This is a genomic window from Actinocatenispora rupis, from assembly GCF_016861975.1.
GTDB classification, from domain to species: domain Bacteria; phylum Actinomycetota; class Actinomycetes; order Mycobacteriales; family Micromonosporaceae; genus Actinocatenispora; species Actinocatenispora rupis.
Window position 1 is genome coordinate 352,692 of record NZ_BOMB01000010.1, and the last position, 19,561, is coordinate 372,252.

Genomic DNA, 19,561 nt, shown 5'->3' on the forward strand with positions numbered 1-19,561 from the left:
CGGGGCATGGTCGTCGTCGAACTCTCCTTCACCGCCGAGCCGGAGCGGCTCGCCGCCCGTCCCGCGCACCGCGCCCTGCTCGCCGATCTGCACGCGCGCGGGCTGCTCGCCGCGGCCGGCCCGTACTCGGACGACTCGGGTGCGTTGTTGCTGTTCACCGCGGACGGCCCCGAGGTGGCCGAGATCATCGCCGCCGATCCCTACTACCGCACGCCGGGCGTGACGGTCACCGCGGTACGCGAGTGGAACCCCGTCGTCGGGTCCACCTGACGCCCGCGGGAACGCGCCCGGGACGCCGCCGGAACCGCTAGCGTCGGCGCCATGACCGACAGTGTGTCCCTGAGCGCCGTTCCGCTCCGCAAGCCGGACGACGTCAACGTCATCATCGGCCAGTCGCACTTCATCAAGACGGTCGAGGACCTGCACGAGGCGCTGGCCGGCGCGGTACCGGGGCTGCGGTTCGGGCTGGCGTTCAACGAGGCGTCCGGTCCGCGGCTGGTCCGCCGGTCCGGCAACGACGCGGCGCTGACCGAGCTGGCCGTCGCGAACGCGCAGGCCATCGGCGCCGGCCACGTCTTCCTCGTACTGCTCCGCGAAGGGTTCCCGGTCAACGTGCTGCCCGCGGTCCGCGCCGTACCGGAGGTGTGCGGGATCTTCTGCGCCACCGCCAACCCCGTCCAGGTACTCGTCGCCGAGGTCGGCGGCGGTCGCGGCGTGGTCGGCGTCGTCGACGGCCTCCCGCCGGTCGGGGTGGAGACCGACGCCGACGTCGCCGACCGCCGTACCCTCCTCCGCGAGCTCGGCTACAAAGTCTGACCCGGTCTGTGGGTCAGACTTCGGCAACGGGGCCTGACCCCGTGGGATCAGGCCTCGGCTACCAGGCCTGACCCCGGGTGTGGGTCAGGCCTTGGCTCCGACCCCGCCCGGCTCGCCCGGACCGGCCCGGATGGTGGTCCGCCGGCGCCCGGGTGGGATGCCGGCGAAGCCGGGTCAACCGGAGGTCGGCCCACCGGACGCCGGCCCACCCGTACCCGGGCGCGGCTCACCCGGTCCGGGCCAGCCGGGAGTCGGTCCACCCGAGCCGGGGCCGGGATCGCCGGCGCCGGGCCATCCCGAAGCCTGCCCGCCGGCAGCAGGACCGCCGTAAGGCTGGCCGCCGGGCGCGGGGCCACCGGTACCCGGGGCGTCGGGGGTGGGGCCGCCGTAGCCGGGGGTCGGGAGGCCGGGTTCGGCGCCGCCCTGGTCGAGCCGGAACGGCGGGTACCGGTCGGTCAGCAGCGACACGTACGCGGCGACGCGGTAGCCCCAGCGGTGGATGCCCATGAGCAGGTCGTAGATGCCGCGCGGGTAGCGGCCGGCGAACAGCAGCGTGACCGCGACGTACAGGACGAGCAGGCCGGCGAGGCTGGCACCGGTGGAGTAGTGGGAGGCGTTGCCGTCCATGGCCCGGTACCCGCCGTACGCGCCGCCGGCGATGGCCCCGGCGAGCAGGTAGTGCGGGATGACCAGCAGCCACCACTTGACCAGGACGAGCCCGCGCGACAGCCGCTCCGGGTACACGACGGTGAGCGTGGCCGGGTAGTCGTCCCGCTCGGCGAGCGTGAACGGCGGGTACCGGTCGGTGCCGAGCACGGAGTACGAGTAGTAGCCGACGCGCCAGCTCCAGCGCAGCACGCCGACGGTGAAGTCGAACAGCGACCGCGGGTACCGGGCGGTGATCAGTACGGCGAAGAACGCGATGATCGTGACCACCCAGACGGCGATCCACAGGAAGAACAGCACGATGTAGTGGGGGATCGCGAGCAGCCACTTGACCAGCCACAGCCAGCGGCTCGGCGTCCCGTCGAGTCGGCCGGTGAGACGTACCGGTTCGGGCAGGGTGTCCGGTTGCATGTCAGGCATCTCCGTCCCGGGGGGTGCCCAGGGTGACGATCACCACGCTAGATGTCGCCAGGCGGATCGGGGCGGAAACGGCGGTCGCGACGTTCCGGGCGTACCGGTGCCGGCGGGGCCCCGGCGCCGCGACCCTCCACAGTGGACCGGGTGGACCGCGTGCCCCGGCATGTCCGCCCGGGCTGGTATGAAGGGCGCATGAGCGAGACGGAGCCAGACCGCCCGACCGGCGTGATCGACGCGACCGACGAGGTGGTCGACATCTGTCGGGACCTGCTGCGCATCGACACCACGAACACCGGCGACACCGACACGAGCGTCGGCGAGCGCGTCGCCGCGGAGTACGTGGCGGGGAAGCTCGCGGAGGTGGGTCTGGAGCCGTTCGTCACGGAGAGCGCGCCGCGGCGGGCGAGCGTGGTGGCGCGCATCCCGGGCGCGGACCGGTCGCGGCCGGCGCTGCTGCTGCACGGGCACCTCGACGTGGTGCCCGCGGACGCCGCGGACTGGACGCTGCCGCCGTTCGCCGGTGAGCTGTCCGACGGGTACCTGTGGGGTCGCGGCGCGATCGACATGAAGGACTTCGACGCGATGGTGCTGGCGCTGGTGCGGCAGTGGCACCGCACCGGCTGGGTGCCGCCGCGCGACATCGTGGTGGCGTTCGTGGCCGACGAGGAGGCCGGCTCGACGTACGGGGCGCATCACCTGGTCGACAAGCACCCGGACCTGTTCGAGGGCTGCACCGAGGCGGTCGGCGAGGTCGGCGGCTTCTCCGTCTCCGTCTCCGACGACCTCCGGCTGTACTGCATCGAGACGGCCGAGAAGGGCCTGAACTGGATGCGCCTGGCGGCCCGCGGCACCGCCGGCCACGGCTCGATGATCCACCACGACAACGCGGTCAGCGCGTTGTGCCGGGCGGTCGCGCGGATCGGCGCGCACGAGTTCCCGGTGGTGTTGACGCCGACGGTGCGGACGTTCCTGGAGCAGGTGTCCGAGGCGTTCGGGATGGAGCTGGACCCGGAGAAGCCGGAGGAGGTCATCGCCAAGCTGGGCCCGATGGCCCGGCTGGTGGGCGCGACCATCCGCAACACCGCCAACCCGACGATGCTGTCCGCCGGTTACAAGACGAACGTGGTGCCCGGCGAGGCGTACGCGACGGTCGACGGGCGCGCGCTGCCCGGCCACGAGGACAGCTTCCTCGCGGAGATCCAGCGCCTCGCCGGCCCCGGCATCGACATCACGTACGAGCAGCACCAGCCCGCGCTGGAGACCGAGTTCGCCGGCCCGCTGGTGGACGCGATGGCCGAGTCCCTGCGGTACCACGACAGCGGCGCGCTTCCGGTGCCGTACATGCTGTCCGGCGGTACCGACGGGAAGGCGTTCGGTCGGCTGGGCATGCGGCACTTCGGCTTCGCGCCGCTGCAGCTGCCGGCCGATCTAGACTTTTCCGGGCTGTTCCACGGCGTTGACGAGCGCGTACCGGTGGACGCGCTGCGGTTCGGTGTCCGTGTGCTGGACCGGTTCCTGTCCCGTGTCTGAGGAGTCTGGGAGACCCACGATGACCGACCGCAGCGACCTCGACGCCGCCCTGAACCGTGTGGTGGAGGCGGCCCGCGCGCATCTCGCCGCGGTCCGCGCCGCCGGCGGGCGCACCGAGGACGACGGCGTCTGGCAGAGCTACGTCGAGCTGAACAACGCCTCCTTCGCGTACGACGAGGCGCTGCTGGACGAGTTCGGCGAGGTGACGCCGTGGGACGTGGAGCCGATCGACCCGGCCGAGGCCGACCAGCGGTGGGACGCCGCCGACGAGGCCGTGGACGGCGCCGACGAGCGCCAGGTGACGGTGTCGGTGCGGCAGCGCCGCGACTACACGGTGCCGAACAGCGCGTCGCTGCTGCGGGCCGCCGAGGCGATCCGGCGCGCCACCGTGCACGCCCCCGACGCCGACGGCCCGGTCCGTACGGTGGGGGCGGCGGTGGCGGAGCTGATGCAGGCCGGCGACGGGTCGCTCGGCTCGCTGGACGTACCGGAGTTGGAGCCGCTCGGCGGGGTCGTCACGGTCACCGAGGTGGCCCGGCCGCTCGACCCGGACACGCTGGACGACTCCGACGACAGCGGTCCGTTCGTGCTCGCCGCAGACGAGAAGGTGCTGTACCGCTTCGACGAGCACGTCGAGGAGCGCTGAGTCGCGGGCGCTCCCCAGCTTCCCCGCGGCCACGGGGGAGCGTGGCGGGTGCCCGTGGCGGGCGCCTGCCTCGCGGCCGGAAGACGTCCCGCTCCGGCGCCGTCAGTACGACAGGCCGGGCAGCGGCGGTTCGGCGCCCAGGCGCCGACGCAGCGTGACCTGGCGGCTGCCGTCCCGGTAGAGGCGCACGGTGGCCAGCTCCCAGCCGGCGAACTCGGCCTGGATGGCGAGCCGAGCCTGTGCGGTCAACCGGTCGACGTCCGGCGGAATCCGGAGCGGGACGTACTCGTAGTCGGGTGGCACATACTGAATCCTGCCCAACACGGGGTGGCCGGGACCAGTACGGCGGGCAAAAAAACCTGATCCGTCCGGACTTTCAGCCGGGCCCGATGCCGCCGAGCGCGGGGGAGGACACGTCGTCCAGCGCGTACTGGATCTCGGGCGGCAGGGTGAGGTCCTCGGCCTGCAACGACCCGAGCAACTGCCCGACGGTACGGGCGCCGACGACGGGGGCGACCACCCCGGGCTGGTCGCGTACCCAGGCGAGGGAGACGGCCAGCGGGGAGACGCCGAGGCCGTCCGCGGCGGTGGCGACGGCCTCCACGATGCCGGCGGACGTGTCGTCCAGGTACCGCTCGATGAAGCGCTCGAAGTGCGGTGACGCGGCGCGCGAGTCGGCCGGCGTGCCGTGCCGGTACTTGCCGGTCAGCACGCCGCGGCCGAGCGGCGACCACGGCAGGATGCCCAGGCCGAGGTCCTGGCAGGCGGGTACGAGTTCGCGTTCCGCGCCGCGCTCGACCAGCGAGTACTCGACCTGCGCGGAGACCAGCGGGGCGCGGCCGGGCCAGGCGGTCTGCCAGGTCGCGGCCTTCGCCGTCTGCCAGGCCGAGTAGTTGGAGATCCCGACGTACCGGGTGCGGCCGGAGGAGACGGCGAGGTCGAGCGTCGCGAGGGTCTCGTCGAGCGGCGTGAGCGGGTCGTACCCGTGCAGCTGCCACAGGTCGACGTAGTCGGTGCCGAGCCGGTCGAGCGACGCGTCGAGCGCGCGCAGCAGGTGTACCCGGCTGGCGTCGCGGCGGCGCGGCTGGTCCGGCCGCAGCCCGGCCTTGGTGGCGATGACCAGCTCGGACCGGGGTACGAGCGAGCCCATGAGGCCGCCGATGATCTGCTCGGCGTCGCCGTCGGCGTACACGTCGGCGGTGTCGATGAGCGTGCCGCCCGCGTCGACGAACGTCTTGAGCTGCGCGGCGGCGTCGTCGGGGTCGGTGTCGCGGCCCCACGTCATCGTCCCCAGGGCGATTCTCGACACCCGCAGGCCGGTACGGCCGAGCGCGCGCTGCTCCATACGATCGGACGGTACCGGCGGTGGGCGGAGTGTCCGGCAGCGACCCGCCGGGAGCACGGTTACCCTGCACGGGCGGGCGGGCGCCGCGCGTCCACCGATGGCGGATCTTTCGGGCATTTGGCGTCAAGGGAGTGCCGTATGCGGCTCGGACTCAACCTCGGCTACTGGGGCGCCGGCAACGACCCGCGCGCCCACCTCACCCTCGCCCGCGAGGCGGACCGGCTCGGCTACGACGTGGTCTGGGCCGCCGAGGCGTACGGGTCGGACTCGCCGACGATGCTCGCCTGGCTCGCCGGCCAGACCGAACGGATCGGGCTCGGCAGCGCGGTCATGCAGATCCCGGCGCGCAGCCCGGCGATGACCGCGATGACCGCGGCGACGATCGACGGCATCTCCGGCGGCCGGTTCCGGCTCGGCCTGGGCGTGTCCGGGCCGCAGGTCTCCGAGGGCTGGCACGGGGTCCGCTTCGCCAAGCCCCTCAAGCGCACCCGGGAGTACGTGGACGTGGTGCGGCTGGCGCTCGGCCGCAAGAAGGTCGAGTACGACGGGGAGTTCTACCAGCTGCCGCTGCCGGACGGGCCGGGCAAGGCGCTGCGGCTGACCGTGCACCCGACCCGCGAGATCCCGCTCTACCTGGCCGCCGTCGGCCCCCGCAACCTCGAACTGGCCGGCGAGATCGCCGACGGCTGGCTCGCCGTCTTCCTCGCCCCGGAGTACGCGGGGGAGCAGTTGCGGCACGTCGCCGCCGGCCGGGCGAAGGTGGACAAACCGCTGGACGGCTTCGACGTGGTGCCGACCGTACCGGTGGTGCTGGGCGACGACCCGCAGGTGTGCGCCGAGCCGATCCGCGGGTACGCCGCGCTGTACGTCGGGGGCATGGGCTCCCGCGAGCAGAACTTCTACAACCAGCTCGCCGTACGCATGGGCTACGCGGACGCCGCCGCCGAGGTGCAGGACCTGTTCCTGGCGAAGCGGCACCGGGACGCGATGGCCGCGGTGCCGTTCGAGTTCATCGACCGGACGTCGCTGCTCGGCCCGGCCGACCGGATCGCCGACCGCCTCACCGCGTACGCCGACGCCGGCGTCACGACGCTGACGATCGCGCCCTACCCGCCGCCCGGGGTGGCCGAGCCGGCGGACATCCTCGCGCACGCGCTCGGCACACTGCGTACCGTCGTGGACGCCGCGGCGAAGGCGGGTGTCTGATGGACCTCTGGCAGGCCGCCGTGCTGGGCGTCGTCGAGGGCCTGACCGAGTTCCTGCCCGTGTCCTCGACCGGTCACCTGACGATCGTCGAGCGGCTGATGGGCATGAAGACCGACTCGGCGTCGCTGACCGCGTTCACCGCGGTGATCCAGGTCGGCGCGATCCTGGCCGCGGTGCTCTACTTCCGCACCGACATCGTGCGCATCGTCGTCGGCTGGGTGCGCGGCCTGTTCCGCCCCGCGCACCGCGGCGACTTCGACTACAAGTTCGGCTGGTACGTGATCCTCGGGTCGATCCCGATCGGTGTCGCCGGTGTCGTCGGCAAGAGCCTGATCGAGTCGGTGCTGCGCAGCCTGTGGTTCGTCGTCGCCGGGCTGCTGCTGTGGAGCGTCGTCATCTGGCTCGCCGAGAAGTACGCCAGCCAGCGCCGTACCGAGCTGGACGTGGGCTGGCGGGACGCGCTGTTCGTCGGGGTCGCCCAGGTCATCGCCCTGGTACCGGGTGTGTCCCGGTCCGGCGCGACCATCTCCGCCGGACTGGTACGCGGGCTGGACCGGGTCACCGCGACCCGGCTGTCGTTCTTCCTCGGCATCCCTGCCCTCGCCGCCGCCGGCGTGTACGAGCTGAAGGACGCGGTCGCCACCGGCGGCATCGGCTGGCTGCCCACCCTGGTCGGCACCGTGGTGAGCTTCCTCGTCGCGTACGCGGCGGTCGCGTGGTTCCTGCGGTTCGTCACGAAGCACAGCCTCACCACCTTCATCTGGTACCGCGTGCCGCTCGGCATCCTGCTCGCCGTTCTGCTGCTGACCGGCACCATCGACGCGACCTGACCGGCGGCTAGGGTTGCCGGATGGCCACCCTGGTACTGCTGCGGCACGGACGGACCACCGCGAACGCCGAGGGCGTGCTCGCCGGATGGACGCCCGGGGTCGGACTGGACGACACCGGGCGCGCCCAGGCCGAGGCCGCCGCGACCCGGCTGCGCGCCCTGCCCTGGCGTACGGTCGTGACCTCGCCGTTGCAGCGCTGCCGGGAGACGGTGACCGCGGTGCTCGGCGAGCCGGCCGACGGCGCCGGCCCGGTGGTCGACGACCGACTCGGCGAGTGCCGGTACGGCGACTGGGAGGGCCGCCCGCTCAAGGAACTCGCCAAGGAACCCATGTGGAAGGTGGTGCAGAGCCACCCGTCCGCCGCGGTGTTCCCCGGCGGTGAGCCGCTCGCCGCCACCTCCGCCCGCGCCGTCGCCGCCGTACGCGAGTGGGACGGTCGGGTCGGCGCCGAACACGGGCCGGACGCGCTGTGGCTGGCGTGCAGCCACGGCGACGTGATCAAGGCCATCGTGGCCGATGCGCTCGGCATGCACCTGGACCAGTTCCAGCGGATCGTGGTCGAGCCCTGCTCGGTCACCGTGATCCGCTACACGCCGCTGCGGCCGTTCGTGATGCGGCTCAACGACCTCGGCAGCGACCTGTCCGGTCTGGTACCACCGCCGAAGCGGCGGCGCCGCCGGGCGAAGCGGGCCGACTCGGACGCCACGGTCGGCGGGAGTACGGGATGAACGCGGCCGGGCGCGGGGCGGCGCGGCGGCCGGTGAGGATAGGGTCGAGGCATGCCACGCCAGGTCTATGACTTCGAGCCGCCGGACCGGTTCGTCGCCGGGACGGTCGGTGAGCCCGGCGACCGCACCTTCTTCCTCCAGGCCCGCGGTGGCGGCCGGGTCGTCAGCGTCGCGCTGGAGAAGGTGCAGGTGACGCTGCTCGCGGACAAGCTGGAGGAGTTGCTGGCGGAGGCCGTTCGCCGGTTCGGGGCCGACATCCCGGACACGGCCGAGCCGCTGCCCGCCGACAACGAGCCGCTGGACACGCCGCTGGACGAGGAGTTCCGGGTCGGCACCCTCGGCCTCGCCTGGGATTCGGAGAACAACACCGTCCTGATCGAGGCGGTCGCCGCGGGCGACGGCGCCGAGGCGCTGACCACCGACGAGGACGAGGACGACGACCCCGAGCCGGACCCCGATCCGGACGGCATCCCCGAGCTGGACAACCCCGACCTCGACCTGCTGCGGGTCCGGCTGGGGCCGCGCGAGACCCGGGCGTTCATCGAGCGCGCCCGGCGGGTCGTGTCCGCCGGCCGCCCGCCGTGCCCGCTCTGCGGCCTCCCGCTCGACCCCGACGGCCACCTCTGCCCCCGGCAGAACGGCTACCACCGCATGACCCCCGACGCGTGACCGACCCCGAGGCGGCGCCATGACCGAGCCGGTGGCGGAGCCCGTCGGTACCCCGCAGGTACCGGCCGAGGTGGCTCTGGACCTGTTGCGGCACGGGACGATCGAGCCGGAGGGGCTGCTCGCCGAGTCGTCCAATGCGACCCTGCGCGCCGTCATCACGCTGGACGGCCTGCGCGCCCGCTGCGTGTACAAGCCGGTGCGGGGCGAGCGTCCGCTGTGGGACTTCCCGGACGGTACGCTCGCCGGCCGTGAGGTGTCGGCGTTCCTGGTGTCGGCGGCGACGGGCTGGGACCTGGTGCCGCCGACCGTACTGCGGGACGGTCCGGTCGGGCCGGGCGCCTGCCAGCTCTGGATCGACACCGACGACACCGAACTCGTCGGCTTCGTCCCGGCCGACGACGTGCCGGCGGGCTGGCATCCGGTGGCCGCGGCCCGCGGCGAGCACGGCGAACCGTACGTGCTGGCCCACGCGCCGGACGAGCGGCTCGCCCGGATGGCCGCCCTCGACGCCGTACTCAACAACGCCGACCGGAAGGGCGGCCACGTGCTGCCCGGCGCCGACGGCAGGCTGTACGGGGTGGACCACGGCATCTCGTTCCACGCCGAGGACAAGCTGCGTACCGTGCTGTGGGGCTGGGCCGGCGACGAGCTGCCCGCCGAGACCGCGGAGACGTTGCGCGCGCTGCGCGCCGACCTCGCCGGTGGCCTCGGCGAGGAGCTGGCCGAGCACCTGACGCTGACCGAGGTCCGCGCCACGCTGGCCCGTACCGACCGGCTGTTGGCGGCCGGCCGCTACCCGATGCCCGGCGAGGACTGGCCCGCCCTGCCCTGGCCGCCGATCTAGCCCTGGGTGAGCCGCGGTGGCGCCGCATCACCGCGGCGCGGCGTCAGGCCAGGTCGACCCAGCCGGTACGGACCTGCCAGTGCCGGCCGGCCCGCAGGTGGGAGACGACCGCGCGTTGCAGCGACGTGTCCTGCGGCAGGTCGTCGAGGTCCGGGTCGATCCGCCGGAACACGAACTCGATGATGTTCCGGTCTCCCTCGTACCCGCCGGGCGCGAGCCGGAACCGGCGCTGGAACCGCACGATGTTCGACTCCGCCGGCAGGTACTCGGTGAGCTGGTCGTCCATCAGCCACGACGTGCACGCGGCCACGTCGTACCGGGTGCCGAAGTGACGGAGGAAGAACCCGGGGGCGGCGGCGAACGACGCGTCGCAGGCGGCCGGCGTCATCGGGCCGCTCTCCGGGATGTGCGCGTCGAGCGTCGGCGTCTCGGGCGGGGGTCCGCCGGCGCGGTCCCGGGCGGTGTCCACGTTGAACTGCAGCCGTCCCAGCGCGTACAGCAGGCCGCGGAAGTGCAGGGTGAACCACGCCTGCTTGTCGAGCCCGCCGGTGCCGTGGGTACGCCGGTGCAGCGCGGCCTTCGACCCCAGGTCGGCGAAGGTGTCCGCGGTGATGTCCGCCGGCACCCCGTGCCCCTCGTGGTACGCGACGAGCGCGGGCGACGCGGCGAGGAACACCCACAGGTAGAAGTAGCGCGCGTACCGGTCGAGTTCGCGGGGGAGGTCGGGCCACGACGCGAGCGGCGTCTGGTCGCCGAGCCGGGACGCCAGCAGCAGCCGGCTGCGTTGCAGCAGCCACCACAGTTCGGGCTGGCGGTCCGGGTCGGGCGCCGCGGTCAGCGCCTCGGCGGCGTCGGCCGCCGGGATGCCCATGATCTTCATCAGCCGGGTCGCCTCGGCCTCGTCCGGCAGCGGTACGTCCGGGCCGGTCACCGCGGCCAGCTCGGCCAGCCAGGGCTCCGCGTCCGCGCCCAGACCGAGTCGCCGGGCCAGCTCACCGACGGGTTGCGACATCCGTACTCCTCGAAAGATCGACGCCGGGGGAGATTCTGTCCTACCGGGCCGGCGGGGGCCATGCGGGTGTGCCCGCCCTCACGGACCGGCGGTAGGGGCCGACCGTCCCACCTCCTCGTTACGCTGGCGGTCATGGATACCTGGTCGGCGCCTGCGCTCCCCACCCTCCCCGGCGCCGGAACCCCCCTCGCCCTGTACGACACGGCAAGCGGTTCGGTGCGCCCGGCGACCCCCGGCGACACCGCCCTGCTCTACGTCTGCGGCATCACGCCGTACGACGCGACCCACCTCGGGCACGCCGCCACGATGATCACGTTCGACCTGATCAACCGCATGTGGCGGGACGCCGGCCACGCCGTGCGGTACGCGCAGAACGTGACGGACGTGGACGATCCGCTGCTGGAGCGGGCCGAACGGGACGGCATCGACTGGGTGACGCTGGCCGAGCGCGAGACGGAGCTCTTCCGTACGGACATGGCCGCGCTCGGGGTACTCCCGCCGGAGCACTACGTCGGCGCGGTGGAGACGATCCCGCAGATCGCGTCGCTGGTGGAGCGGCTGCTCGCGGTCGACGCGGCGTACCGGGTGGCCGACGGGACCGGTGACGTCTACTTCGACGTCGCCGCCGCCAAGCGCTTCGGGTACGAGTCGAACTACGACCGGGCCACGATGACCGCGCTGTCCGCCGAGCGCGGCGGTGACCCCGAGCGGCCCGGCAAGCGCGACCCGCTCGACCCGCTGCTGTGGCGTACGGCGCGGGAGGGCGAGCCGAGCTGGCCGTCGCCGCTCGGGGACGGGCGACCGGGCTGGCACATCGAGTGCGCCGCGATCGCGATGGGCACCCTCGGCCGACGCATCGACGTGCAGGGCGGCGGCAACGACCTGATCTTCCCGCACCACGAGATGTCCGCCGCGCACGCCGAGACGCTGACCGGCGAGTGGCCGTTCGCCGAGCACTACGTGCACGCCGGCATGATCGGCTGGCAGGGCGAGAAGATGTCCAAGTCCAAGGGCAACCTCGTGCTCGTGTCGGCGCTCCGGGAGCGCGGCGAGGACCCGGCCGCCGTACGGCTCAGCCTGCTCGCCGGCCACTACCGCGCCGACCGCGAGTGGACCGAGGCGCAGCTCGACGAGGCCCGCGAGCGGCTCGCCCGCTGGCGTACCGCGGTGGCCCGGCCGGCCGGGCCGGACGGTGCGGAGCTGCTGGCGTCACTGCGCGCCCGGCTCGCCGACGACCTGGACACCCCGGGCGCGCTCGCCGTCGTCGACGCCTGGTGTACGGGCGAGGGCGCCGACCCGACCGCCGGCCATACGGTGGCCGACGCCGTCGACGCCCTCCTCGGCGTCCGCCTCTGACGGTCCCGGGCCGCGTTGACATCCGGAGTGGGCACTCCGTATCTTCCTGGAAGGGAATCGGAGTGCCCACTCCGTATCGTCTCCGCCGGAGGTCCACCGTGCCCACCCACCCCACCGCACCCGCCCGTACCGCTGCGACAAGCCACGTCGGGCCAGGAGAGGCGGGCGGGCAAGGTCGGGTTGGGCGGGTCATGGCCGCGTCAGGTCGGGCACGGTCAGGGCAGACCGGGTCGGTCGGTCAGGCGGGCCAGGGGTAGGTCAGGGCGGCGCGGACGAGGGTGGCGTTGTCGGCCGCGGGCGTACCGTCCGGGCAGGTCAGGGTGTCTTCCAGGCCGACGCGGGTGGCGAGGCCGCGGGCGACGGCGAGTCGCAGGACCGGCCACGCCCCGCCGTCCTCCCCGTGCAGCAGCACCGGTACGGCCACGTCGGCGAGCTCGTCGAGCAGGCGTACCGCGGTGTCCGGGGCGGTGGCCGGGTCGGTGTCGGTGACCTCGGCGAGGATCCGCAGTACCGAGGCGTGTCCGGGCCACCGCCGGAACCGGCGTGCGCCGTCGGTGCCGGACCACAGCCCGGCCTCGATGCCGACACCCCGTTCGGTCAGCGCGTCCGCGACGTCGTCCGCGCCGTCCTCGTGCCAGTTGACCGAGGCGTGGTCGGGGAGTACGGGCCAGGCGCGGACGAGTGCGGCGCGCCGGTTCGGATCCTGCTCCGTCCACGCACCGGTCGTCACCCCCACCGGTACGCCCGGGGCAGCGGCACGCACCGCCGTGACGCAGCCGGCGACGGCGGTCGGGTCCAGCGTGTCGCGGCCGGCGTCGTCCTTCGGATGCAGGTGGATGTCCGTGGCGCCGGCGGCGACCGCGCCGGCCGCCGCGGCCGCGAGTTCCGCCGGGGTGACCGGCACGCCGTCCGCGCTGGTACGTGCCCCGTTCAGGCACGTCTGGATCCACCGGTGCGCCGTCATGCCAGCACGATGTCGAAGCCGCCGTCGTCCTCGCGCGGGTCCGGCCGCTCCGGCCCCTGCGGCACCGGGTACTCGTCGACGAGCATCGTGCCCGGCCCCGGCCACGTCGCCTGCGTGACCTCGATCGGGTCGCCCTTCTGGTCGCTCGCCACGTGCAGCAGCACCAGTACCGGCGTGTCTGGGCGGACGCGCAGGAGTTCGGCCTCCTGCCGGGTGGGTTGGCGGGCGGTGATGTGGTCGCGGGCGCGGGCGTACCGCCGGCCGGTGGCCTCCTCGACCGCCAGGTACAGCGGGCCGCGCACGGTGTCGAGCGTCTCCAGCCCGCTGCCGGCGACCTCGGTGGGCAGCAGCCACGTCGTACCGACCTCCGCGGGCTGGTCGCCGAGGTGGAGCACGTGCCGCCGCACGACCAGTTCCGTGCCCGCCTCCACCCCGAACGCGTGCGCCACGTCCTCCGGCGCCCCCTGCCGCCCCACCGAGATCACGTGCTGGCGGTACCGCACCGGCATGTCCCGGTGGTACCCGCGGGCCCGGCCGTACCGGGCGCGGGACAGCCGGTGCATCTGCCGCCGGCTGCCGCGCACGAACGTGCCCGACCCCGGTCGCGTCAACACCAGCCCCTCCACCCGCAACTGGTCGATCGCGCGCTGCACCGTCTGCCGCGCCACCCCGTACCCCTCGGCCAGGGACGGGATCGACGGCAGCCGCTCGCCCGGCGGGTACGTCCCGGCGCGGATCGCGGACCGCAGCTGGTCGGCGATCTGCCGGCTCGGTGACTCGGCGACACCCGGATTGATCTCCACGGCAGCCTCCTCGGCCTCGGACCGCCCTACCGTACCCCAGCTACCTAGGATGATCTGCCCGCCGCGCCGCACACCACCCCTGCCGGAATCGGTCGGTGCGGACGCGTCGGCGGGCACGCCGAGGGCGAACGGCCGGATGCGCGCGAACGCCGGCCCGTCAACGGCTCGTCCGGTACCCGAGGGGTCAGGCCGCGGGGTCAGTGGATCCGGCTGGCCCAGGCGGTGAGGGTGGCGGTGAACGACGGCAGCCGGGCGAGCTGCTCGGTGGCGCGGGTGGCCGCGGCGGCCGGGTCGGTGGAGCCGGGCGGCTGCTGGCCGAGGCTGCTGCGGAGGCGTTCGGCGATCCGGCCGAGATGCAGGCCGAGCCGTCGGGCGAGCGCGTCGCGTCCGGTCGGCACCGGTCCACCACCCGCCTCCCGGTACGCGGCGAGTACGGCGTGGAAGGTGGTGGCGTCGGGTGTCGTGCGCTGGTGCCGGGCGAGGTCGTACGCGGCGTGCGCGAGTTCGAGGCCGGCGCTGTCGGGGCCGGCGGTGTCCCAGTCGACGAGCAGCGGCCCGGACGGCGTGACGAGCACGTTCCACGGTTCGACGTCGCGGTGGGTGAGTACGTGGTCGGCGGCGTCGCGGAACGCGGCGCGGATCCGTACGGACGCGTGCAGGAGGTGGGGGAGGTGCCGGCGCAGCGCGGGCGCCCAGGGCAGGCCCCGGTCGTGGCCGGCGGTGAGCCAGCCGCGCCACTCGCGCTCGTCGTGGAGGCCGTACCAGTAGGGGGCGGGGACGGTGGTGCAGCGGGCGACGGCGTGCAGCCGGGCGAGGGTGCTGCCGAGCCATCCGGCGAGGTCGTCGTCCGCGGTCGCCGCGCGCCCGTCGACCCACTCGTACGCCCGCGCGGTGCCCCACCCGGCCACGTCGGTGACGTACCCGAAGGTGGGGGTGACGGGCGGGACGGGGCGGGGAAGGGCGATGCCGGCGGCGCGGGCCCGGCGTTCGAGGTCCATCGCGGCGGCCAGCTCGTCGCGCCAGCCGGTGTGGTCGACGCGCTTGACGAAGACCCGACCGGCGGTGGTGTCGAGCCGCCACGTCGGCTGGCTCGTGTACACGACGGGCACGAGTGGCCCGGTCGGCCGGCCCAGCCCGAACGCCGCGGCGACGGCGGGTGCCGCCTCCGGGGTCACGGTCAGCGCGGGGCGGGGCCGCCGCCGCGCCGCCGCAGGTACTTCTCGAACTCCTTGGCGATCTCGTCGCCGGACAGCGCCTCCAGCCCCGGCTCGCCGTCGCGCTGCTCCAGCGACCGCACGTAGTCGGCGATCTCGGAGTCGGCCTCGATCAGCTCGCGGACCTGCTCCTCCCAGTCGGCGGTGTCGACCTCCAGGTCACCGGTCGGGACGGGCAGGTCGAGCACCTCCTCGACCCGGTGCAGCAGGCCGAGGGTGGCCTTCGGGCAGGGCGGCTGGCTGGCGTAGTGCGGCACGTGCGCCCAGAACGACACCACGTCCAGCTCGGCGCGCGCGGCGGCCTCGTGCAGCACCCCGACCACCCCGGTCGGCCCCTCGTACTTGGTGGGGGCGAGGGCGAGGCGGGACAGCAGCGCCGAGTCGGTGGCGGTGCCGGTGATCGGCAGCGGCTGGCTGAACGGCACGTCGGCGAGCAGCGCGCCGAGCAGCACCACCTGGTCGATCTCCAGCCGGTGGCAGACGTCGAGGATCTCGTCGCAGAAGCTCTTCCACCGCATGTTGGGCTCGATGCCGCGGAGCAGGACGACGTCACGCTCGGCGCCGGGCACGTCGCAGCGGTAGAACCGGCTGGTGGGCCACTCGATCTCGTCGGGGCCGCCGTCGCCCATGGACACGGTCGGCCGGGTGACCTGGAAGTCGTAGTACGTCTCCGGGTCGAGCTCCTCGACCGGGCTGGCGTTCCAGGCGCTGCGCAGGTGGTCCACCGCCGCGGTGGCAGCGTCGGCCGCATCGTTCCACCCCTCGAAGGAGGCGACGAGCACGGGGGAGCGGAGCACCGGAAGTCCGTCGAACTCGGTCACCGCGCAAGCCTACGTCGAGCCACCGACAACCCCGGCGCCCGGCTACCGCGGCATCTGCCGAACGTCGGGTTGTTCACCTGTTCGACCTCGTACGTTGGTGGTGTCCGGTACGGTCGACCGACGGCCGGCGAGCGGTCCCGGAGCCGCACGGATAGCCTTAGCCCGTGGCAAGCTTCGCGAACCTACTGGACATCGTCCGTGACCGCGTCCTGATCGCCGACGGCGGCATGGGCACCATGCTGCAGGCGGCCGACCCGTCACTGGACGACTTCGAGGGCCATGAGGGCTGCAACGAGATCCTCAACGTCACCCGGCCGGACGTCGTCCGCGGCATCCACGAGGCCTATTTCGCGGCCGGGTCGGACTGCGTGGAGACGAACACGTTCGGCGCCAATTTCGCCAATCTGGGTGAGTACGGGATCGTCGAGCGCACCGAGGAGCTCGCCGCGGCGGGCGCCCGGCTGGCCCGGGAGGTGGCCGACGGCTGGTCCACGCCGGACCGGCCGCGGTTCGTCCTGGGCTCGATCGGCCCCGGTACCAAGCTGCCGACGCTCGGCCACGCGCCGTACGCGACGTTGCGCGACGCGTACCAGAGTTGTGCGGCGGGGTTGATCACGGGCGGTGCGGACGCGCTGATCGTGGAGACCTGCCAGGACCTGTTGCAGGCCAAGTCGGCGATCGTCGGCGCGCACCGCGCGATGTCCGCCGCCGGCCGGAAACTGCCGCTGATCTGCCACGTCACCGTGGAGACGACCGGCACGATGCTGGTCGGCAGCGAGATCGGCGCGGCGCTGACGGCGCTGGAGCCGCTGGGCGTCGACTTCATCGGGCTCAACTGCGCGACCGGCCCGGCCGAGATGGCCGAGCACCTGCGGTACCTGTCGCAGCACGCGCGTACCCGGCTGTCGGTGATGCCGAACGCCGGCCTGCCGGAGCTGACCCCGGACGGCGCCCGCTACCCACTGACGCCGGACGAGCTGGCCGACGCGCTGCACGAGTTCGTCACCTCGTACGGGGCGGGTCTGGTGGGCGGGTGCTGCGGCTCGACGCCGGAGCACATCGCGAAGGTCGCCGAGCGCGTCGCCGGCGTCACTCCGGCCACACGCGCGCCGGAGAGCGAGGCGGGCGTCGCCTCCGTGTACCACCACGTGCCGTTCCGGCAGGACGCCGGCGTACTGATGGTGGCGGAGCGGACGAACGCGAACGGGTCGAAGGCGTTCCGGGAGAAGATGCTGGCCGGTGACTTCGCCGGCTGTGTGGAGATCGCGCGGGACCAGACGCGGTCCGGCTCGCACCTGCTGGACCTGTGCGTCGACTACGTGGGCCGGGACGGCACCGCGGACATGCGGGAGATCGCCGGCCGGTTCGCCACGGCGAGCACGCTGCCGATCATGCTGGACTCGACCGAGCCGCAGGTGCTGGAAGCGGGCCTGGAGATGCTCGGCGGCCGCTGCGTGATCAACTCGGTGAACTACGAGGACGGCGACGGCCCGGGTTCCCGGTTCCAGCGGGCGATGCCGTTGATCAAGGAGCACGGCGCGGCGGTCGTGGCGCTGTGCATCGACGAGGACGGCCAGGCCCGTACGGCGGACTGGAAGGAACGGGTCGCGGTCCGGCTGGTCGAGGACCTGACCGGCAACTGGGGCATGGCACAGTCGGACATCCTGCTCGACTGCCTGACGTTCCCGGTGTCGACGGGGCAGGAGGAGACGCGGCGCGACGCGCTGGAGACGATCGAGGCGATCCGCCGCATCCACGAGCGGTACCCGGAGGTCAACTTCACCCTCGGCGTGTCGAACGTGTCGTTCGGGTTGAACGCGGCGGCCCGCCAGGTGCTGAACTCGGTGTTCCTGCACGAGTGCGTACAGGCGGGGCTGACCTCGGCGATCGTGCACGCCAGCAAGATCCTGCCGATGTCGAAGATCCCCGACGAGCACCGCGAGGTCGCCCTCGACCTGGTGTACGACCGGCGCCGCGAGGGGTACGACCCGTTGCAGCGGCTGATCGAGCTGTTCGAGGGTGTGGACGCGGCGAGCGCGCGGGCGAGCCGGGCCGAGGAGCTGGCGGCGCTGCCGCTGGAGGAGCGGCTCAAGCAACGCATCGTCGACGGCGAGCGCAACGGTCTCGACGAGGACCTGGCGGCGGCGCTGGCGAGCGGCCGCAAGGCGCTGGAGATCGTCAACGACATCCTGCTGGACGGGATGAAGGTGGTCGGCGACCTGTTCGGGTCGGGCCAGATGCAGCTGCCGTTCGTACTCCAGTCGGCCGAGGTGATGAAGGCGGCCGTGGCGTACCTGGAGCCGCACATGGAGGCGACCGACGACTCGGGCAAGGGCACGATCGTGCTGGCCACGGTCAAGGGCGACGTGCACGACATCGGCAAGAACCTGGTCGACATCATCCTGTCGAACAACGGGTACACGGTCGTGAACATCGGCATCAAGCAGCCGATCGCGGCGATCCTGGACGCGGCCGAGGAGCACAACGCCGACGTGATCGGCATGTCCGGGCTGCTGGTCAAGTCGACCGTGGTGATGAAGGACAACCTGGCCGAGATGATGGCCCGCGGGATGCACTCCCGGTTCCCGGTGATGCTCGGCGGCGCCGCGCTGACCCGGGCGTACGTGGAGGACGACCTGCGCGGGCAGTTCGACGGCGAGGTGCACTACGCGAAGGACGCGTTCGAGGGCCTGGCGTTGATGGACCGGGTGATGGCCGCCCGCCGCGGCGGCGCGCCGGTCGTCGACGCGGAGCGGGAGGCGAAGCTGGCGGAGCGGCGGGCCCGCCGGGAGCGGCAGCGCACCCTGGTCGCCGACACCGCCCCCGACCTGTACGACGCGTCCGTCCGGTCCGACGTGGCGACCGACGTGGACGTGCCGCGCCCGCCGTTCTTCGGGACGCGGGTGGCGAAGGGCATCCAGCTCGCGGAGTACGCGGCGATGCTGGACGAGCGGGCCACGTTCCTCGGGCAGTGGGGGCTGAAGCCGACCCGCGGTGGCGGCGGCCCGTCGTACGAGGAGCTGGCGGAGACCGAGGGCCGCCCGCGCCTGCGGTACTGGCTGGACCGGTTGGCGGCGGAGAAGGTGCTGGAGGCGGCCGTCGTCTACGGCTACTTCCCGTGCTACTCGGAGGGCAACGACCTGGTCGTCCTCGACGAGAACGCGCACGCCGAGCGGGCCCGGTTCACCCTGCCGCGGCAGCGTCGCGAGCGGCGGCTGTGCATCTCCGACTTCTTCCGTCCGAAGGAGTCGGGTGAGCTGGACGTGGTGGCGTTCCAGCTGGTCACGGTGGGTTCGGCGATCAGCGAGTACACGGCGAAGCTGTTCGCGGACAACGCCTACCGGGACTACCTGGAGGTGCACGGGCTGTCGGTGCAGCTGGCCGAGGCGCTCGCGGAGTACTGGCACCGCCGGATCCGTACCGAGCTGGTGCTGCCGGGCGGGACCAGCGTGGCCGACTCCGACCCGGGCGACCTGGCCGGCATGCTCAAGGTCGACTACCGCGGTTGCCGCTACGCGTTCGGCTACTCGGCCTGCCCGGACCTGGAGGAGCGCGCGAAGGTGGTGTCGCTGCTCGACTCGGAGCGGATCAACGTGTCGCTGTCGGAGGAGTTCCAGCTGACGCCGGAGCAGTCGACCGACGCGCTGGTCGTGCACCACCCGGAGGCGAGCTACTTCAACGCCCGCTGACCCGG

19 protein-coding genes are annotated in these 19,561 nt (G+C 73.3%); 11 read left to right on the forward strand and 8 right to left on the reverse strand.

Features of this window, described 5'->3' with window-relative positions:
- Nucleotides 1–6: 6 nt before the first annotated feature.
- Nucleotides 7–270, forward strand: coding sequence for a YciI family protein (locus tag Aru02nite_RS09755; RefSeq protein WP_203656838.1), 264 nt, complete (start codon nt 7–9; stop codon nt 268–270).
- A 51-nt stretch (nt 271–321) separates the two neighbouring features.
- Nucleotides 322–816, forward strand: a complete 495-nt coding sequence (locus tag Aru02nite_RS09760; RefSeq protein WP_203656840.1) for an adenosine-specific kinase — start codon at nt 322–324, stop codon at nt 814–816.
- A gap of 174 nt (nt 817–990) precedes the next feature.
- Here the strand turns inward: Aru02nite_RS09760 and Aru02nite_RS37175 are convergent, their stop codons facing one another.
- A complete protein-coding gene (locus tag Aru02nite_RS37175) occupies nt 991–1,893 on the reverse strand; it encodes a DUF4389 domain-containing protein (RefSeq protein ID WP_275408608.1) in 903 nt (300 codons plus the stop codon).
- 198 nt (nt 1,894–2,091) lie between these two features.
- Here Aru02nite_RS37175 and Aru02nite_RS09770 point away from each other — a divergent pair, with 198 nt between their 5' ends.
- Nucleotides 2,092–3,429 carry a M20/M25/M40 family metallo-hydrolase gene (locus Aru02nite_RS09770; protein ID WP_203656844.1) on the forward strand — a complete coding sequence of 446 codons (1,338 nt, stop codon included), beginning with the start codon at nt 2,092–2,094 and terminating at the stop codon, nt 3,427–3,429.
- A gap of 19 nt (nt 3,430–3,448) precedes the next feature.
- On the forward strand, nt 3,449–4,075 hold the full coding sequence (locus Aru02nite_RS09775; RefSeq protein WP_203656846.1) for a hypothetical protein: 627 nt from the start codon (nt 3,449–3,451) through the stop codon (nt 4,073–4,075).
- Nucleotides 4,076–4,177: 102 nt separating this feature from the next.
- Here Aru02nite_RS09775 and Aru02nite_RS09780 read toward each other — a convergent pair whose 3' ends face one another.
- Nucleotides 4,178–4,378, reverse strand: coding sequence for a DUF5703 family protein (locus Aru02nite_RS09780; protein WP_239076573.1), 201 nt, complete (start codon nt 4,376–4,378; stop codon nt 4,178–4,180).
- 73 nt (nt 4,379–4,451) lie between these two features.
- Nucleotides 4,452–5,420, reverse strand: coding sequence for an aldo/keto reductase (locus Aru02nite_RS09785; protein WP_203656848.1), 969 nt, complete (start codon nt 5,418–5,420; stop codon nt 4,452–4,454).
- A gap of 138 nt (nt 5,421–5,558) precedes the next feature.
- Between Aru02nite_RS09785 and Aru02nite_RS09790 the strand changes: the two genes are divergently transcribed.
- Genes Aru02nite_RS09790 through Aru02nite_RS09810 form a run of 5 tightly spaced genes read left to right on the forward strand, consistent with a single transcriptional unit; the run spans nt 5,559 to nt 9,697 of the window.
- Nucleotides 5,559–6,626: an LLM class F420-dependent oxidoreductase gene (locus tag Aru02nite_RS09790; protein ID WP_203656853.1), complete on the forward strand. Its 1,068-nt coding sequence runs from the start codon at nt 5,559–5,561 to the stop codon at nt 6,624–6,626.
- On the forward strand, nt 6,626–7,456 hold the full coding sequence (locus Aru02nite_RS09795) for an undecaprenyl-diphosphate phosphatase (RefSeq protein ID WP_203656855.1): 831 nt from the start codon (nt 6,626–6,628) through the stop codon (nt 7,454–7,456). Before Aru02nite_RS09790 ends, Aru02nite_RS09795 begins: the two co-directional genes overlap by 1 nt.
- A gap of 20 nt (nt 7,457–7,476) precedes the next feature.
- Nucleotides 7,477–8,184: a histidine phosphatase family protein gene (locus Aru02nite_RS09800; protein WP_203656856.1), complete on the forward strand. Its 708-nt coding sequence runs from the start codon at nt 7,477–7,479 to the stop codon at nt 8,182–8,184.
- 51 nt (nt 8,185–8,235) lie between these two features.
- Nucleotides 8,236–8,853 (forward strand): DUF3090 domain-containing protein, encoded by a 618-nt coding sequence (locus tag Aru02nite_RS09805; RefSeq protein WP_203656857.1) that lies wholly within the window; start codon nt 8,236–8,238, stop codon nt 8,851–8,853.
- 19 nt (nt 8,854–8,872) lie between these two features.
- Nucleotides 8,873–9,697 carry an SCO1664 family protein gene (locus tag Aru02nite_RS09810; protein ID WP_203656858.1) on the forward strand — a complete coding sequence of 275 codons (825 nt, stop codon included), beginning with the start codon at nt 8,873–8,875 and terminating at the stop codon, nt 9,695–9,697.
- A 43-nt stretch (nt 9,698–9,740) separates the two neighbouring features.
- Here the strand turns inward: Aru02nite_RS09810 and Aru02nite_RS09815 are convergent, their stop codons facing one another.
- The gene (locus Aru02nite_RS09815; protein WP_203656863.1) at nt 9,741–10,709 is read right to left on the reverse strand and encodes an acyltransferase domain-containing protein; all 969 of its coding nucleotides are present in this window, start codon (nt 10,707–10,709) and stop codon (nt 9,741–9,743) included.
- A gap of 132 nt (nt 10,710–10,841) precedes the next feature.
- On the opposite strand from Aru02nite_RS09815, the gene mshC reads away from it, so the two are divergent.
- On the forward strand, nt 10,842–12,065 hold the full coding sequence (gene mshC, locus Aru02nite_RS09820) for a cysteine--1-D-myo-inosityl 2-amino-2-deoxy-alpha-D-glucopyranoside ligase (protein ID WP_203656865.1): 1,224 nt from the start codon (nt 10,842–10,844) through the stop codon (nt 12,063–12,065).
- Nucleotides 12,066–12,303: 238 nt separating this feature from the next.
- On the opposite strand, the gene Aru02nite_RS09825 is transcribed toward mshC, so the two are convergent.
- The 4 genes from Aru02nite_RS09825 to Aru02nite_RS09840 all read right to left on the reverse strand — a co-directional run bounded on the left by Aru02nite_RS09825 (nt 12,304) and on the right by Aru02nite_RS09840 (nt 15,867).
- Nucleotides 12,304–13,029, reverse strand: coding sequence for a 3-keto-5-aminohexanoate cleavage protein (locus Aru02nite_RS09825; protein WP_203656870.1), 726 nt, complete (start codon nt 13,027–13,029; stop codon nt 12,304–12,306).
- Nucleotides 13,026–13,832: a GntR family transcriptional regulator gene (locus Aru02nite_RS09830; protein WP_203656871.1), complete on the reverse strand. Its 807-nt coding sequence runs from the start codon at nt 13,830–13,832 to the stop codon at nt 13,026–13,028. The genes Aru02nite_RS09825 and Aru02nite_RS09830 overlap by 4 nt, the downstream gene beginning before the upstream one ends.
- A gap of 197 nt (nt 13,833–14,029) precedes the next feature.
- Nucleotides 14,030–15,007 carry an aminoglycoside phosphotransferase family protein gene (locus Aru02nite_RS09835; protein ID WP_203656873.1) on the reverse strand — a complete coding sequence of 326 codons (978 nt, stop codon included), beginning with the start codon at nt 15,005–15,007 and terminating at the stop codon, nt 14,030–14,032.
- A 2-nt stretch (nt 15,008–15,009) separates the two neighbouring features.
- Complete coding sequence (locus Aru02nite_RS09840) at nt 15,010–15,867, reverse strand: PAC2 family protein (RefSeq protein ID WP_203656874.1); 858 nt, start codon at nt 15,865–15,867, stop codon at nt 15,010–15,012.
- A gap of 164 nt (nt 15,868–16,031) precedes the next feature.
- Between Aru02nite_RS09840 and metH the strand changes: the two genes are divergently transcribed.
- Nucleotides 16,032–19,556, forward strand: a complete 3,525-nt coding sequence (gene metH / locus Aru02nite_RS09845) for a methionine synthase (RefSeq protein ID WP_275408611.1) — start codon at nt 16,032–16,034, stop codon at nt 19,554–19,556.
- Nucleotides 19,557–19,561 lie beyond the last annotated feature (5 nt).

Coding starts and splice junctions, on each gene's coding strand:
- Aru02nite_RS09755 (WP_203656838.1), top strand. CDS start 7: ATGGTCGTCGTCGAACTCTCCTTCACCGCCGAGCCGGAGCGGCTCGCC.
- Aru02nite_RS09760 (WP_203656840.1), top strand. CDS start 322: ATGACCGACAGTGTGTCCCTGAGCGCCGTTCCGCTCCGCAAGCCGGAC.
- Aru02nite_RS37175 (WP_275408608.1), bottom strand. CDS start 1,893: ATGCAACCGGACACCCTGCCCGAACCGGTACGTCTCACCGGCCGACTC.
- Aru02nite_RS09770 (WP_203656844.1), top strand. CDS start 2,092: ATGAGCGAGACGGAGCCAGACCGCCCGACCGGCGTGATCGACGCGACC.
- Aru02nite_RS09775 (WP_203656846.1), top strand. CDS start 3,449: ATGACCGACCGCAGCGACCTCGACGCCGCCCTGAACCGTGTGGTGGAG.
- Aru02nite_RS09785 (WP_203656848.1), bottom strand. CDS start 5,420: ATGGAGCAGCGCGCGCTCGGCCGTACCGGCCTGCGGGTGTCGAGAATC.
- Aru02nite_RS09790 (WP_203656853.1), top strand. CDS start 5,559: ATGCGGCTCGGACTCAACCTCGGCTACTGGGGCGCCGGCAACGACCCG.
- Aru02nite_RS09795 (WP_203656855.1), top strand. CDS start 6,626: ATGGACCTCTGGCAGGCCGCCGTGCTGGGCGTCGTCGAGGGCCTGACC.
- Aru02nite_RS09800 (WP_203656856.1), top strand. CDS start 7,477: ATGGCCACCCTGGTACTGCTGCGGCACGGACGGACCACCGCGAACGCC.
- Aru02nite_RS09805 (WP_203656857.1), top strand. CDS start 8,236: ATGCCACGCCAGGTCTATGACTTCGAGCCGCCGGACCGGTTCGTCGCC.
- Aru02nite_RS09810 (WP_203656858.1), top strand. CDS start 8,873: ATGACCGAGCCGGTGGCGGAGCCCGTCGGTACCCCGCAGGTACCGGCC.
- Aru02nite_RS09815 (WP_203656863.1), bottom strand. CDS start 10,709: ATGTCGCAACCCGTCGGTGAGCTGGCCCGGCGACTCGGTCTGGGCGCG.
- mshC (WP_203656865.1), top strand. CDS start 10,842: ATGGATACCTGGTCGGCGCCTGCGCTCCCCACCCTCCCCGGCGCCGGA.
- Aru02nite_RS09825 (WP_203656870.1), bottom strand. CDS start 13,029: ATGACGGCGCACCGGTGGATCCAGACGTGCCTGAACGGGGCACGTACC.